The following is a 13,233-nucleotide window of genomic DNA, read 5'->3' as shown; positions in this document are numbered from 1 at the left end:
TGCTTTATGTCGATGTACTTGAAGGCAAGGCTTTTACTGCAGCCTCTCGTTTGAATAATTTCTGCCACAAGCCCGCGAGACCGTCGGGGGAAAGCATGACGATAATCAGGAACACACATCCGACCAGGGTATTGAAGCGGCTTGCGCCGACAAGGTCGACCGCAAAACTTTGGATCAGGACATAAGCCAATGCGCCAATGAAAGCGCCGCGTGGATGGCTCAGGCCGCCGATTACGGCCATGATCAGAATGCCGACCGTAGACGTCATGCCTATCGAGCCCGGGGAGATGCCGCCCTGATACCACAGGTTGAGTATGCCGCCCAGCGATGCCAGCAAGCCTGCCACCCCAAAGGCGGCCACCTGGTGCAAAGTGACCTGATACCCCAGCGAGCGCATGCGCCGTTCGTCATCGCGCGCCCCCTGAAGCGCCAGCCCAAATGGTGTGCGAACCAAGCGCACAACAAGCAGGTAAGCCATCACCCCTATCGCCAGACACAGGTAATAGAAGACCCGCGGCTCGCGAAGCGACACACCCAAGATAGTGGGCGCCATCACACCGCGTATGCCATCAAACCCATGCAACACCGTGGTGTTCTGTTGCGCCAGGTAATAGAAGATCATGGCGATGGCCAGCGTGCTCATCAGCAGGTAGATGCCACGACTACGCACGGCGATTGCACCAATGACCAGGCCCGCGACGATACCGGCCAGCATCCCGACCAACACCGAGGCTGGCCAAGGCAGGACGTATGCACCGGCGCTTGCCGAATGGCTGCCAAGCACGGCCACGGTGTACCCCGCCACCCCTGCTACCGCCATCTGCGCAAGTGAAACCATGCCGCCATAGGCGGCCAGAAAGGTCAGGCTAAGTGTGATCAGGCCCAGTACGATGGCCTGCGCGCCAACGCTGACCACCCAGAAATCGGGAACCACCAACGGATAAGCCAGTAAGGCCAAGCCGCCCAGCGCCCAAAATATCCATGTACGGCGTGTGCCATCCTTCATCACTGCATATCCTCAACACACGGTCAACCTGTAAATGGTAGGAGGCCACATCCGCAGTGTCCATGTCGTTAAGCCACCGAACCATAGCAAAAACACACATTTGATCCTGCCACGCAGCGTGCCGTCTCCGTTTGTGTATTCCTGATAGGGAGTAGTGTCTTGACGGTATGGACGGTCGACGACGAGATACTTAGCATGGCCTTGTACCGTGGAAACGGACATCAAAGTCGCGATTACGGCGACCTGGCATAAACAGGAGACAACTCATGAAGACCCAGCTATGGAAAAGTACGGCGGTGTCGGTCGCCTTGGTTGCAGGAATCGCCACCGCGCAGGCCCAGACACTTTCGGGTGATGCACTGCGTATCGGCGTATTAACCGACATCTCGGGCGTCTATGCAGACGTGTCCGGCAAGGGTGCGATCGAAGCGGTAAGGATGGCCGTAGAAGATTATGGCGGCACCATGTTCGGCAAACCTATCGAAGTGCTCTATGCCGATCACCTGAACAAGCCAGACATCGGCGCAGCCAGAGCACGCGAATGGTTCGACCGGGATGGCGTCGACATGATCACCGACTTGGCAAACTCGGGGGTCGCATTGGCTGTGGCGGGCATTGCCAAAGAGAAAAAGCGTCACATCATCGTGAACAACCCATCCAATATGGGCCTGACCAACGATATGTGCTCGCCCTACACCATCCATTACACGTATGACGCCTATTCCCTGGCCCATGGCACCGGGCGCACTGTGGCAGAACAGCCCGGCGGCGACACCTGGTTTTTCCTGACCGTGGACTTTGCTTTTGGCATCGGCCTGGAAAAGCAAGTCAGCGACGTCGTGGAAGCAGCGAATGGCAAGGTGCTGGGCGCCGCCCGCCACCCGCTCGGCACGACCGATTACTCGTCATACATCCTGCAGGCGCAAACATCCGGCGCCAAGATTATCGGCTTGGCCTCGACGGGACACGACACCGTTAACGCCATCCGGGCCGCACGCGAGTTTGGCCTGACCCCTAACCAGAAGCTGGCTGCACTGCTGCTGTGGATCAACGATATACACGCTTTGGGCCTGGACACTGCGCAAGGACTGCTGCTGACCAATGCCTGGTACTGGGACATGAACGAAGGCTCGCGTGACTTTGCCAAACGCTATTACGAGCGCATGCAAAGCATGCCTAACATGGCGCACGCGGGCGATTACTCTTCCACCATGCATTACCTGAAGGCCGTTGAGGCGGCAGGTACCGACGATCCTGATGCTGTGTCAGCCAAGATGCGCGAAACACCGATCAATGACTTTTTCGCCAAGGACGGCCGGATCCGCGAAGACGGCCGCATGGTTCACGACATGTACCTATGGGAAGTGAAGTCGCCAGACGAATCCAAGGCACCGTGGGACTATTTCAAACTGGTCAAGACCATTCCCGCAGCGCAAGCGTTTGCGCCCCTGGCAGACAGTACCTGCTATTTGGTCAAGAAGTAGCGGCGGCGGCTTTGCACAGTCTTGGAACCCATTGCTTCGGCATGACCCCGCTACGTGCGGGGTCGCGACCGGTATTCCGATGGCCGGAAGCCGGTAAGGCGCTTGAAAGTGTTGGAAAACGTGAACGGGTTCACGTAACCGACATCCCGCGCAATCGTCTCGATTTTTTTCTGCGTGGTTACGAGCTGATTCGCCGCCTGAGCGATGCGCATGGTGGTCAGTTGCTTGCCAGGGCTGCGTCCGAAGTTTTTCCAGCACAAACGGCGCAAGTGCTCGGGGCTGATGTTGGCCAGCCGAGCCAGGTCCTCCAGACTCCATGGCCGGCCTATGTCGTCCAGCACCGCGTTCCACATATCGTTCAGCCTGGGCTCCCGCTGCCACGGGTCGATCATGCGAGCCACATAGCGCTCGATAATGTCGACCCACGTAGCGCAGGTGCCCGGGTCTGCATCAGCATCCATCTCGCGGGACAGCCCCAGGATTGCATGCTCGAGCGGTCGCCCATCGAATGGGGTAAGCCCCGGCGCCATGGCGCCCGCCAACGATCGGGGCGATGTCGGCATAAAGCGCACCCAACAAAGTTGCCACCGGGTATCGGGCAGGCAATGAAAAGCGTGCAGCACATGCGCAGGAGCGAAGCTGGCAACGCCCACCGTATGCGTATGCCACTGCCCATCGAGCAGTGTTCGACCGGCACCGCCCAAGCACACTTGCATGAAGGCGCCGCTAAGGTGGGTACGGACAACGGTATAGGGTGCGGCGGCGTCGATCACGGCAACATGCGCGATATGGCGCGCCGCAAGCGCTTCGCAATGGTCGGCGCGCACTGTAATAAGCCGAGTATCGTCACCGAAGATATGTGTTTCGGTCAACAGATCTGAAGTTTCCATAAACCCAATCATCACACACAAACGTTTTATTTAGGAGTAGTTATGGCAAGGCACGATCGCCAGGCATTAATGCAGAACTTTCAGGACATGGTAGCGCGTGGCGAACCCATTATCGGTGGTGGCGCCGGCACAGGTATTTCGGCCAAGTGCGAAGAGGCTGCAGGGATCGACCTTATCGTCGTCTATAACTCGGGCCGCTACCGTATGGCCGGGCGGGCGTCGTCGGCCGGCTTGCTAGCGTATGGCAACGCCAATGAGATCGTGGTCGAAATGGCTGGCGAAATCCTTCCCGTATGCAAGCGGACGCCCGTGCTGGCCGGTGTGAACGGCACTGATCCGTTCATCATCATGCCGGAATTCCTCAAAAAGCTTAAGGCCCTGGGTTTTGCTGGCGTACAAAACTTCCCGACTGTCGGGATTATCGACGGTACATTCCGCCAAAGCCTGGAAGAGACGGGCATTAATTTCTCGACCGAAGTCGATATGATCCGCCAGGCGCACGAACTGGATCTTCTGACCACGCCCTACGTGTTCAGCGCCGACGAGGCCACGGAAATGGCCAAGGCCGGGGCCGACTTCATCGTTCCTCACATGGGTGTAACGGTCGGAGGCAGCATAGGCGCGAACTCGGCAAAATCCCTGGAAGAATCCGTACGCCTGATCGACGAATGGGGCGAGGCAGCGCGCAAGGTCCGCAAAGACATTATTGTGATCGCGCACGGCGGCCCCATCTCTATGCCTGACGACGTGCAGTATGTTCTGAACAACAGCGAGCACTGCAACGGCTTCTACGGCGCAAGCAGCATGGAACGACTTCCTGTCGAGGTTGCCATCGAAAAGCACGTGCGTTTGTATAAAGCGCTACGGCGATAATACGGAGGATATCAATGGCCCGAGTTTATGTAAGCGCCGTCATGCACGCTACGCTCGAACAAGCGTGGGAAATGCTGCGCGACTTCGGAGATCTGGGCAACTACCATCCCTTCTTCGAGAAGTCCTACATCGAAGATGGCTTGGCCCCCGACCAGGTAGGCTGTGTGCGTCACTTCACCGTTCGCGACGGTGGCGGCACCCTGCGCGAGCGACTGCTGGAGCTATCCGACCTGGATCACCGATGCACCTACGAAATACTGCACATCGACGCAGACTGGCGTAACTATGTCGCACAGATGCACTTGCTGCCCATCACCGAAACAGGGCAATGCTTCGGCGAGTGGTGGGCAACCTTCGATGTGCCGGCAGACCAGGAGGCCGAAGCAATCAAACGGGTCGAGGACACCTTCCGCATCTTCTTTCAGTGCGTGAATGAACGCTTTGGAAAAGAGAAATGATCACTGGAGCGCCGTGCGTCTGGGTGGTGGGCACCTTCGATACCAAAGCTGAAGAGCTCCGCTATCTGGCCACACTGATCAAGCAGGCAGGCGTGCCCGTGATCACCGTAGACATCAGCACCCGCGGCGCTTCTGACCAAGCCGATATATCAGCGACCGAGGTTGCCTCGCAACATGAGGCAGGTGCGGATCATGTGCTTGGCGGCAGCGACCGCGGTGCGGCTGTCATCGCCATGAGCGAAGCGCTGCGGGGGCTGGTTAAGGCTCAGCTACAAGCGGGTGCGATTACAGGCATCATAGGCATAGGCGGATCCGGCGGAACGTCGATGATAGCGCCTGCGTTGCATGTGCTGCCTTACGGTATGCCCAAGTTGCTGGTCACGACGCTCGCCTCGGGGACCGTCACGCCGTTTGTCGACATCTACGATGTCATGGTGCTTAACCCGGTCACTGATCTTGCCGGGCTGAATCGCCTGTCCCGCATGATTCTCGCCAACGCCGCACATGCCATCGTAGGCATGGTGTCGCACGCAACAGCCCAGCCGCAGGACGACGCCCGCCCTGCGCTTGGCCTGAGCATGTTTGGCGTTACCACCGATTGCGTGCAGACCGTAACCCGCCAACTGGAAGAGGAATACGACTGCCAGGTGTTCCATGCCAACGGCATGGGCGGGCGGACAATGGAAGCCCTTGCGCAGGCGGGGATGTTGCGGGCTATCGTTGATGTGACGACTACCGAGGTGGGGCAGAACCTGGTTGGCGGCGTTTGCGACGCTGGCCCGGACCGGCTTGCGGCGGCGGCCAAGTTGGGGCTGCCCTGGATAGGCTCGCTCGGAGCGCTGGACATGATTAACTGGGGGCCGCGCGATACTGTGCCCTCCAAGTTCGATCATCGGCTATTCCATGTGCACAACGCGCAAGTCACGCTGATGCGCAGCACCGCCCAGGAACTGGCTCGTGCGGGTGAGCACATTGCCAAGCGGCTGAATCAGTCGTCGGGCATTGTGCGTTTGCTGCTGCCCATGAACGGGCTGTCGGCCATCGACGCCCCCGGCCAACCGTTTTACGACCCCGATGCCGACGAGGCGCTGTTTTCAGCTATCGAGCGCCATTTTGTGCAAACGCCCCAGCATCACCTTGAGAAGCTGCCGCTACACATTAACGAGCCTGACTTTGCCCATGCCATCGCAGCAGCAGTTCGGCAGGTGCTGGCAGACGGCTAAGGCACTGACCGCAATCATCGACAGCAGTCATACTGCATTTGCTCCTGGGCCTCGGCGCGCCCGCCCGGCGTCAGGTCGAACAGCGTCCATAGCGGCTCCACCGTTCCCAAATTTCGGGAATGCTGCCCCGGGTCGGCCGGATGGAACAGAAGTTCGGATGCCCAATGCAGCTTGATCGCTCCGTCCGGCCATCGTTCTGCGCAAGGCCATCTCTGCTTCCAGCAGGCGATTTCGTGCGTCTCGGTACTCCACGGCTTCGTTCGGAAAAGTCACCGCCATAATTTTCTCCTTCACTGAACGGCAGCAAAGCGCTGTCCTCGTTTCGGAGAAATTTGCCAATGGTACTTGCTGACGACAATGACAAAAAAGGCCCAATTTCTGCCATCAGGGCTTGTGCTCACATGACAAGGCTTACGGCCGCAGGGGTCGTCTCCCTTCAGGCTACGTCAGCACGATTGCCAGCTTGGCCCAACCGCCTACCGGAGACACCGCACGCTGGGCCAAATGCTGTGGACCGAGCGCTACGGACAAGGTTGCCGCAAGAAGCTCCTGCAGAGCGATGCGCATTTCCAGTGTTGCCAGGTGGCGCCCCGGGCACACATGCTTGCCGATGCCGTAGACCAAGTTGTGCTCGGCGTTGCGATCTGGCTCCATAGCGTCGGGGTCACCGAAGACGGCTTCATCCCGATTCGCGGATGTCCAGTTCAGCTTGACGCGCGCGCCTTGCGGCAAGTCCACGCCGCCGATCGTCACAGGGCAGGTCGTCACACGCCGATTGGAAATGAAGGGGTCGTCGACTCTAAGGATCTCATCAATGATGGCATCGAATTCAGCGGCAGGAACCCCGTTGCGGAGATGATCCTGCAGGAATGGCCGGGTTGCCAGGCAATGAAGCAGCACGCCAATACATTGTGCGATGGAACCCAGGTCCCCGCCTGTCCAGTTTCGGAGAATCGACACGATTTCCGCGTCCGACAACGGACGGCCATTCACTTCAGTTCGCATTAATCGCGCGGTAACGTCGTTAAGGTCATGTTTACTTTCAACGCCACGGCGCGGCAGCATGACGGACCGGACCAGGTCATCAAACGCCTGCGCCACCTGCCGCATCCTGGACCTGTCGCCAGAGCGGGTCGCAGCATGGTTCTGAGCAACCCAATCCACAAGACGATCTTCGAGCTCAGTCGGCCAACTGAGCCACGCGCTTTGCGCCCGGACCGCAAAGCGAACGCCAAACTCGGACACCGCATCGACCGGCACATTTCTGGGCAAGGACGCAACCAAGTCGGACGCCACCTGTCGGAATGCCTTCACAAAGGGTGCCAACGCCGCCGGGCTTAGAAAATCATCCAGGGCCTCCCGGTATGCCGTGTGCTCGGCCGCGTCGATCCCGTTGGGAACCTGGAGGTGGCTGGAGACCGCGTTGGAAAATCGATCATGGTCTTGCGCGGCCTGCACCACGAGATCATGTCGCAACAGCACCCACTCGCCCTGGATGTTGCGCACCACGCCGTGCCGTGGGCGCAGCTCGTCGGTATAGGCTCGTAGGTCTCTGTCGATGGCAGACAGGTCGTCAGGCATGTGATCGGTCATTGTTCGACTCTAACGCATCTTGTGCATCTTGAGTAAGTCTCGCGCCAACACCTACCCCGACGCGGCATGTCGGGGCATTACCTATGCTGCCATCGATGCCATGGCTTTCATGCGTGGATCGGACCTCATTTTCTCGTTCGCCGAGTCGCGCACTTCCTTGGAGGGGTACTCCAACCAGCTAAAGACGACGACTTCATCATCTTTGGCCTTTACCGCTCCGCGAAAATCCGTAACCTTGCCGTCGGGCACATCATCGCCCCAGCATTCAACAAAGCGGGTGGCACCGAACTCCTTGAACAACTCAGATGCCTCTTGGGCCTGCTGTCTGTAGGTTTCCTTGTTGGCAGCCGGCACAGCCACCACAAATCCTTCCACGTAGTTCATCTCTGTTCTCCTTGATTGGGAGCTACACATCTAAGGCACTTTTGCTGCCTCTTCCAGGGTGGCGATAGCCAGCTCCGGCGCTCAACGATATCGTCGAAACAGGAAATATAAAGCCGAAACTCCGCATGCATTCTTTCCACTTGTTTCAAGCAAACTTGCGCTCCAGGACACAAGGCGTAACATGTTATTCAACGCCACGGCATGGTCATACGGGAGCAACATGCAAAAGCCAGTGTTCTTCAATATCTTCCAGATCCAGATGCCGGTGGGTGCCATCACCTCCATTGCTCACCGAATTAGCGGAATACTGCTGGCGGTCGGCATCCCCTTCAGTATCTACTTGCTTTATGTCTCGCTGGACGGGCCTGATGGATACGAACAGGCCAACGCCATACTGGCCAGCTTGCCATTCCGGCTCGTGGCCGTGCTGTTTGCGTGGGCCTTGGCTCATCATTTATTGGCCGGTATACGTCACTTGCTTAGCGACATCGATATCGGTTCGGGCTTGCCCCATGCTCGTCGCAGTGCCTGGACAGTAAATTGCCTCAGCCCTCTGTTTGCGGTGCTCGCTGCCGTCGCATTCCTATGAGAAAGACGCCTCTTAGCGGCCTGGGAGCCTGGACGATTCAGCGACTCACCGCCGTCTATCTGCTGATCTTCTTTCTTTTTCTGCTCGGCTATTTCGTGTTTTGGCCGCCCGGATCGTATGAGATCTGGCGCGACTGGATTTCCAGTACCCCGCTTGTCATCGCCACCAGCCTGTTCTTTATTGCCTTGCTGGTTCATGCCTGGGTGGGGCTGCGCGATGTTGTCCTCGATTACGTCAAGCCGCTGCCGCTTCGGCTTGGCGTACTTGCAGTGCTTGCGTTTGGCCTGATTGGTTTGGCGGTATGGGCCATCAAGGTGCTGCTCACCGCAGCAGCATGAACACTATGGGGCGGCGGCACTTTACAGGGAATACTTATGCGATTTTCCATATACAGGTTCGATCCGGATGCCAATGAAAAACCCAGGATGCAAGACTACGACGTCGCAATTGGCCCTAATGATCATATGCTGCTCGATGTCATTTTGCGCATCAAGGCCGAGCAGGACGATACGCTGACCCTACGCAAGTCTTGCCGTGAAGGAATCTGCGGCTCGGACGCAATAAATATTGATGGGCGTAACGGACTGGCCTGCCTGACCCCGATCAAGACCCTGAAAGAGAAAGTCGTTTTGCGCCCCCTGCCCACTTTCCCCGTCATCCGCGACCTGGTAGTCGACATGACGCAGTTCTATAAGCAATACTGGTCCATCAAACCCTACCTGATCAATCACAATCCTCCGCCCGAGAAGGAACGCTTGCAGTCGCCCGAAAGCCGGGAGTCGCTTAATGGACTTTACGAATGCATCTTGTGTGCGTGCTGCTCCAGCCAATGCCCATCATTTTGGTGGAACCCGGATAAATTCGTGGGGCCAGCCGGCCTGCTGAACGCCTATCGTTTCATTGTTGATAGCCGCGATGACGCCACGCAAGAGCGCCTTGATGATTTGAACGACGTGTATCGCTTGTTTCGATGCCGTACCATTATGAATTGCACCGAGGTGTGCCCCAAAGGCCTTGAACCGTCCCGCGCTATCGAGAAAATACGCCTTGCTATGGTGCATCAATCGCTATAACGGCATGCAGAAGGAAGAGCCATGACACTGATTCAATCAATACTACCCGCTGCCGGTAAACGCCTGGTTACGATGCAACATGCGTCACCCTTGGTGGAAGCGGCCCGGCTGTTAAGCGAGATGAACACCAATCTGGTCGTCGTGTGCAACCCAGAGGGCCGCATGTTTGGTGTCGTGACGAAAAGCGATGTCGTAAAGCAGATCAGCCATTGCCAAGGATGTAGCTGCACCACGATGGTTTCCGACGTCATGACCAAAGACGTCATTGCCTGCCAGCCGGAGCAAAGCCTGTATGACGTGTGGCTGGTAATGAAGGACAAAGGCCTGAAGCAGATACCCGTTGCCAACCATGCCTCCGAGCCCCTGGGGCTGCTATATGCCAGCGAAGCGTTGGAGGTGCTGATGAAAGAGGCCGAGTACCAGGAACTGCTGCTGCGCGACTATGTCATGGGCATTGGTTACCGCTAACGGGCGCCCCTCTTTGCTGGATCACATACTGCGCAGCGTCCCGCGCCGTTATCGCTTGCCGCCACTACCCGATGCGGCATCCCCAGAGTCCATCGCAAATACTGCGACAGCGCTGGCAATTGCCATTGAACAAGCCCGTATCGCACTCGCGGGCGGCAAGAAGCCCGATCCACTAGTCAAGCGCCATTTTGTCGATGCCCTGGCACGGTTGATCGATGCAGCGATGCGCACCGATTCAGGAGACCCTGCCTTCCAGGCCATGGTGCTCCGGCACCAGGCGGCAACGGTGCGCGAGTATGCGTCACTGTCCGCCCACGCCGATAGCGATCGCCGTCAGCTCCATGCTGCTGTTAACGCCATCGCGCATCCGGCCAAGCTACAACAGCTCGCGCCTGGGCCACAACGCGACGCTCTGGCTCAAGTGCACAATCTTGCTACCACCGCAGCCTGGTCAGCGCTGTCAGAAGCCGTACAAGGCCATGCCCTTATGCCAGAAACGGAGCACGATTCGCAACTCCAGCAAGGCTTGCAACGACTGCTGGGCAGTCCTGCACTGGAACGCTTGCAGCGCCTGCAAGCTCTGTCCTGCGACCAGCTCGTGCTTCAGTACCAATCGCTCTGGGACAGCAATGGCCCCCGCCCCGGAAGCGCCGCCGCAGCCGCTCAGGGTTCCGCTTCGCAAAAACGCGGCGCTACCGGCGAAGCGCTGGCGACACAGGCGATTGAAGCACTGGCCCGGCGGCTTAACGAGGCCGAGAGTGATCATGCGTCGTACCGCGTCGTAACTTCGCTGCTTGTGCCGCCATCCATACCTGCGAGCGCCGAGCGGGCCAAGAGTGAGTGGGATGTTGTTCTGCTTAGACAGCCAGCGGCCGCTGATGCACAGGATGGCTGGGATGCTTGCCTGCTTGTGGAAGCCAAGGCATCGGTGGATGCTGCAAGCACCGATCTTCCACGGCTGCTGCGCGGTGTGCGCCTGCTGGCACATGCACAGCAAGATGAATCGTACGCGTTCGAGTCACGGCAAGGAACCGTACATCTGTGCGGTGGCGCGTTAAAGATACTAAGCACGGACGAGGCGGAGCTGGCGAGAACAGTTCTGTATTGTTGTGCTGCCGATGCCGAGGCCAGTACCCGGCTGCTGGGCGCTGCCAGCCGGATGCAGCTTCTGTCGGCCGCGGCTAGCCTGGATTACGCGAGCGCCTTGAAGTCTGGACGCGCGGCAAATGCAGCAGGCTTGGCGACTGTTTGGGATGAGTTACTGGAATCGCCCCAATGGCGCCCTGTGCTTAACCAGTACCCGATGCTGCGCCAGGCCAGAGAACTGATGGTGAATCCCGCCGACCTGTTGGCCACCATCGAGCGCAGCTTCGATCCAACCGACGCCTAAAATCAACCTACCCAGCACGGCTCGAAATAACGCCGTATCGAGACGACGAGACTGCGGGAGACGATCCATGATGTTTTTGGATTGTCAGGCGAAGGCTTATTTGCAATGGTCAGTTCAAAGCTGCCCGCCGGACCATCCACCTTGATGGTGTGCAGGTTGCCAGGCGCATTGGGGTCGACGATAACGCGCACTTTCGTGTTGCGCATGCCTACGCCAGCAAGCGCCAATGTGGCCGCAACATTCAAGTTCTTGGGATAGCGTGTGGCGGCTTCGTCTGCCATGCCGGCAAAAAGCTCCAGCGGCTCTGTCACATGGGTAGGCTCTATGCCCAGGGCGGCAAGTTCCGGTACCCAAGCGGACGGCGGTTTGCGCGATTCGTAGGTAACCTGGGCGCCATCGAACATGGCGGCGCTGCGTACATAGTCCAGTCCGCCTATGGCTCCTGACGGTATCAATAGCCGCGTGTTGCCGTCTTGCGCTGCCTGACACAAGGCCTTGTACAAGTTTTCATCCGCCAAAGCGCCCACCGACGAGACTAAAAATGGAATACCTTGCCGGAGACAAGTGGCGGCATATTGGCTTACTGCAGCTTGTCCGGCCGCTTCCGCAATCAGGTCCGGCTTCCACGCCAGCAAGTCGTCAATGTCGGCGAACACGGTTCCGATGCCGGGGCCGGCAGTAAATGCAGCGCTTGGCCTTTTTAGTACGGCAATCGAAAACTGATCGCCCTGTGCAATGACCTCGACCATTTGCCGGCAGATGTTGCCGACGCCGATGATGGCTAGTTTGCGCAAGTTGTTCCTCCTTTCTTGGTAACGGTACTGCCTATAACTTCCGTAAGCCAGGCCGCGGGCGCCACACCTTCTGGCACCTGCAACAAACCGTCCAACAACAACAAGGCCAGACCATGCACCAGCGCCCAGCACCCGCGCGCCTTCGCAGCGCGCTCGTTCGACGTAGCAGTGCCAGGAATCTGGCGCAGTAAAACGTCGAAAGCGCCAGTCCGGGCGGCGTCCAACTCCGCATACTGGCCCTGGGGCCGCGTGGCGCCAAACATCAGCCGAAAGATCGCCGGGCAGTCCAACGCGAACTGCACATAGGCGATGCCTTCAGCCAGTAGGGGGGAGCTTGCTGTTGACGATGACTGTTCCGCAGCTTCTAGCCGTGTCTTTAGCTGCTGGAAACCGTCAGCCGCAATCGCTGCAAGAAGCGACTCCTTGTTTGGATAATGGCGATACGGTGCCATGGCGGACACGCCGAGGCGCTCCGCGAGCTTGCGCAGCGTAAGACCTTCGGGGCCGCTGTCCTGGATGAGGGCAATTCCCTCTTTCAGCAATGCGACCCGTAAGTCTCCATGATGATATTTTGACGATAATGTTGACACTGTAAACACCGACCTTTAGAATTTGAGCCTCATGTTTACATTGTAAATGTTTCGAAGGAGACAGACCATGCCTATCCAACAGCTTCTGCGCACCCAATGGGCTGACTATCCTCGCGTACATGCCAGTGGCGCAAATTTCGTGGTGCACCTGCTGACCGCGCCGGTTTTCATGGCAGGTACGGTAGCGTTCTTCTGGGGCTTTTGTGCGCTTTCGGCCACGTTGTCGCTGGCGGGCATCGCGGCCATGATGGCAGCCGTCGCCGCACAGGGCTGGGGCCACAAGAAGGAAACCAACCCGCCTGCGCCCTTCACCAGCCGGTCGAACGCATTGGCGCGAATTTTTTTCGAACAATGGGTGACGTTTCCGCGGTATGTGGCGTATCGGGCCTGGTGGGGCCGGCGCACCTAATCGCCAGAG

General features: G+C 58.4%; 16 protein-coding genes. 10 read left to right on the top strand and 6 right to left on the bottom strand.

Going from position 1 to position 13,233, the window contains the following annotated elements; genetic code table 11:
• Window positions 1–4: 4 nt before the first annotated feature.
• Window positions 5–1,006: a branched-chain amino acid ABC transporter permease gene (locus CKA81_RS16930; RefSeq protein WP_128356369.1), complete on the bottom strand. Its 1,002-nt coding sequence runs from the start codon at window positions 1,004–1,006 to the stop codon at window positions 5–7.
• 266 nt (window positions 1,007–1,272) lie between these two features.
• Here CKA81_RS16930 and CKA81_RS16925 point away from each other — a divergent pair, with 266 nt between their 5' ends.
• Window positions 1,273–2,490 (top strand): ABC transporter substrate-binding protein, encoded by a 1,218-nt coding sequence (locus tag CKA81_RS16925; protein ID WP_128356367.1) that lies wholly within the window; start codon window positions 1,273–1,275, stop codon window positions 2,488–2,490.
• Between the two features lie 50 nt (window positions 2,491–2,540).
• On the opposite strand, the gene CKA81_RS16920 is transcribed toward CKA81_RS16925, so the two are convergent.
• Complete coding sequence (locus tag CKA81_RS16920; protein WP_128356364.1) at window positions 2,541–3,380, bottom strand: helix-turn-helix transcriptional regulator; 840 nt, start codon at window positions 3,378–3,380, stop codon at window positions 2,541–2,543.
• 42 nt (window positions 3,381–3,422) lie between these two features.
• Here CKA81_RS16920 and CKA81_RS16915 point away from each other — a divergent pair, with 42 nt between their 5' ends.
• From CKA81_RS16915 to CKA81_RS16905, 3 genes are read left to right on the top strand one after another with little or no spacing between them, the layout of a single operon-like run.
• Complete coding sequence (locus tag CKA81_RS16915; protein WP_128356362.1) at window positions 3,423–4,253, top strand: phosphoenolpyruvate hydrolase family protein; 831 nt, start codon at window positions 3,423–3,425, stop codon at window positions 4,251–4,253.
• Window positions 4,254–4,267: 14 nt separating this feature from the next.
• Complete coding sequence (locus CKA81_RS16910; RefSeq protein WP_128356359.1) at window positions 4,268–4,711, top strand: SRPBCC family protein; 444 nt, start codon at window positions 4,268–4,270, stop codon at window positions 4,709–4,711.
• Window positions 4,708–5,934 (top strand): Tm-1-like ATP-binding domain-containing protein, encoded by a 1,227-nt coding sequence (locus tag CKA81_RS16905; RefSeq protein ID WP_128356357.1) that lies wholly within the window; start codon window positions 4,708–4,710, stop codon window positions 5,932–5,934. The genes CKA81_RS16910 and CKA81_RS16905 overlap by 4 nt, the downstream gene beginning before the upstream one ends.
• A 441-nt stretch (window positions 5,935–6,375) precedes the next feature.
• Here CKA81_RS16905 and CKA81_RS16900 read toward each other — a convergent pair whose 3' ends face one another.
• Both CKA81_RS16900 and CKA81_RS16895 read right to left on the bottom strand, forming a co-directional pair.
• Window positions 6,376–7,527, bottom strand: coding sequence for a cytochrome P450 (locus CKA81_RS16900; protein WP_128356354.1), 1,152 nt, complete (start codon window positions 7,525–7,527; stop codon window positions 6,376–6,378).
• 81 nt (window positions 7,528–7,608) lie between these two features.
• Entirely contained in the window at window positions 7,609–7,911 is a 303-nt protein-coding gene (locus CKA81_RS16895; protein WP_128356352.1) for a DUF1428 domain-containing protein, read from the bottom strand.
• A 220-nt stretch (window positions 7,912–8,131) separates the two neighbouring features.
• Here CKA81_RS16895 and sdhC point away from each other — a divergent pair, with 220 nt between their 5' ends.
• Genes sdhC through CKA81_RS16870 form a run of 5 tightly spaced genes read left to right on the top strand, consistent with a single transcriptional unit; the run spans window position 8,132 to window position 11,431 of the window.
• Window positions 8,132–8,500 carry a succinate dehydrogenase, cytochrome b556 subunit gene (gene sdhC, locus CKA81_RS16890; protein WP_164878438.1) on the top strand — a complete coding sequence of 123 codons (369 nt, stop codon included), beginning with the start codon at window positions 8,132–8,134 and terminating at the stop codon, window positions 8,498–8,500.
• Window positions 8,497–8,838, top strand: a complete 342-nt coding sequence (sdhD, locus tag CKA81_RS16885; RefSeq protein WP_128356349.1) for a succinate dehydrogenase, hydrophobic membrane anchor protein — start codon at window positions 8,497–8,499, stop codon at window positions 8,836–8,838. Before sdhC ends, sdhD begins: the two co-directional genes overlap by 4 nt.
• Window positions 8,839–8,874: 36 nt before the next feature.
• Window positions 8,875–9,573 (top strand): succinate dehydrogenase iron-sulfur subunit, encoded by a 699-nt coding sequence (locus tag CKA81_RS16880; RefSeq protein WP_128356348.1) that lies wholly within the window; start codon window positions 8,875–8,877, stop codon window positions 9,571–9,573.
• Window positions 9,574–9,594: 21 nt separating this feature from the next.
• The gene (locus tag CKA81_RS16875; RefSeq protein WP_128356347.1) at window positions 9,595–10,041 is read left to right on the top strand and encodes a CBS domain-containing protein; all 447 of its coding nucleotides are present in this window, start codon (window positions 9,595–9,597) and stop codon (window positions 10,039–10,041) included.
• A complete protein-coding gene (locus CKA81_RS16870) occupies window positions 10,016–11,431 on the top strand; it encodes a 3-deoxy-D-arabino-heptulosonate 7-phosphate synthase (protein ID WP_128356346.1) in 1,416 nt (471 codons plus the stop codon). The genes CKA81_RS16875 and CKA81_RS16870 overlap by 26 nt, the downstream gene beginning before the upstream one ends.
• Before the next feature lie 2 nt (window positions 11,432–11,433).
• On the opposite strand, the gene CKA81_RS16865 is transcribed toward CKA81_RS16870, so the two are convergent.
• Both CKA81_RS16865 and CKA81_RS16860 read right to left on the bottom strand, forming a co-directional pair.
• On the bottom strand, window positions 11,434–12,225 hold the full coding sequence (locus CKA81_RS16865) for an aspartate dehydrogenase (protein ID WP_128356345.1): 792 nt from the start codon (window positions 12,223–12,225) through the stop codon (window positions 11,434–11,436).
• Window positions 12,213–12,767 carry a TetR/AcrR family transcriptional regulator gene (locus CKA81_RS16860; protein ID WP_164878437.1) on the bottom strand — a complete coding sequence of 185 codons (555 nt, stop codon included), beginning with the start codon at window positions 12,765–12,767 and terminating at the stop codon, window positions 12,213–12,215. The genes CKA81_RS16865 and CKA81_RS16860 overlap by 13 nt, the downstream gene beginning before the upstream one ends.
• Window positions 12,768–12,882: 115 nt before the next feature.
• On the opposite strand from CKA81_RS16860, the gene CKA81_RS16855 reads away from it, so the two are divergent.
• The gene (locus CKA81_RS16855) at window positions 12,883–13,224 is read left to right on the top strand and encodes a terminase (protein WP_128356343.1); all 342 of its coding nucleotides are present in this window, start codon (window positions 12,883–12,885) and stop codon (window positions 13,222–13,224) included.
• The last annotated feature ends 9 nt before the right edge of the window (window positions 13,225–13,233 follow it).

This window comes from Pollutimonas thiosulfatoxidans, assembly GCF_004022565.1.
GTDB classification, from domain to species: Bacteria; Pseudomonadota; Gammaproteobacteria; order Burkholderiales; family Burkholderiaceae_B; genus Pusillimonas_D; species Pusillimonas_D thiosulfatoxidans.
Note: the sequence above shows the minus strand (reverse complement) of the source record. Positions and strands in the feature narration are given on the sequence as shown.

Coding starts and splice junctions, on each gene's coding strand:
- CKA81_RS16880 (WP_128356348.1), top strand. CDS start 8,875: ATGCGATTTTCCATATACAGGTTCGATCCGGATGCCAATGAAAAACCC.
- CKA81_RS16905 (WP_128356357.1), top strand. CDS start 4,708: ATGATCACTGGAGCGCCGTGCGTCTGGGTGGTGGGCACCTTCGATACC.
- CKA81_RS16925 (WP_128356367.1), top strand. CDS start 1,273: ATGAAGACCCAGCTATGGAAAAGTACGGCGGTGTCGGTCGCCTTGGTT.
- CKA81_RS16930 (WP_128356369.1), bottom strand. CDS start 1,006: ATGAAGGATGGCACACGCCGTACATGGATATTTTGGGCGCTGGGCGGC.
- CKA81_RS16870 (WP_128356346.1), top strand. CDS start 10,016: ATGTCATGGGCATTGGTTACCGCTAACGGGCGCCCCTCTTTGCTGGAT.
- CKA81_RS16895 (WP_128356352.1), bottom strand. CDS start 7,911: ATGAACTACGTGGAAGGATTTGTGGTGGCTGTGCCGGCTGCCAACAAG.
- CKA81_RS16855 (WP_128356343.1), top strand. CDS start 12,883: ATGCCTATCCAACAGCTTCTGCGCACCCAATGGGCTGACTATCCTCGC.
- CKA81_RS16875 (WP_128356347.1), top strand. CDS start 9,595: ATGACACTGATTCAATCAATACTACCCGCTGCCGGTAAACGCCTGGTT.
- sdhC (WP_164878438.1), top strand. CDS start 8,132: ATGCAAAAGCCAGTGTTCTTCAATATCTTCCAGATCCAGATGCCGGTG.
- CKA81_RS16900 (WP_128356354.1), bottom strand. CDS start 7,527: ATGACCGATCACATGCCTGACGACCTGTCTGCCATCGACAGAGACCTA.
- CKA81_RS16920 (WP_128356364.1), bottom strand. CDS start 3,380: ATGGAAACTTCAGATCTGTTGACCGAAACACATATCTTCGGTGACGAT.
- sdhD (WP_128356349.1), top strand. CDS start 8,497: ATGAGAAAGACGCCTCTTAGCGGCCTGGGAGCCTGGACGATTCAGCGA.
- CKA81_RS16910 (WP_128356359.1), top strand. CDS start 4,268: ATGGCCCGAGTTTATGTAAGCGCCGTCATGCACGCTACGCTCGAACAA.
- CKA81_RS16915 (WP_128356362.1), top strand. CDS start 3,423: ATGGCAAGGCACGATCGCCAGGCATTAATGCAGAACTTTCAGGACATG.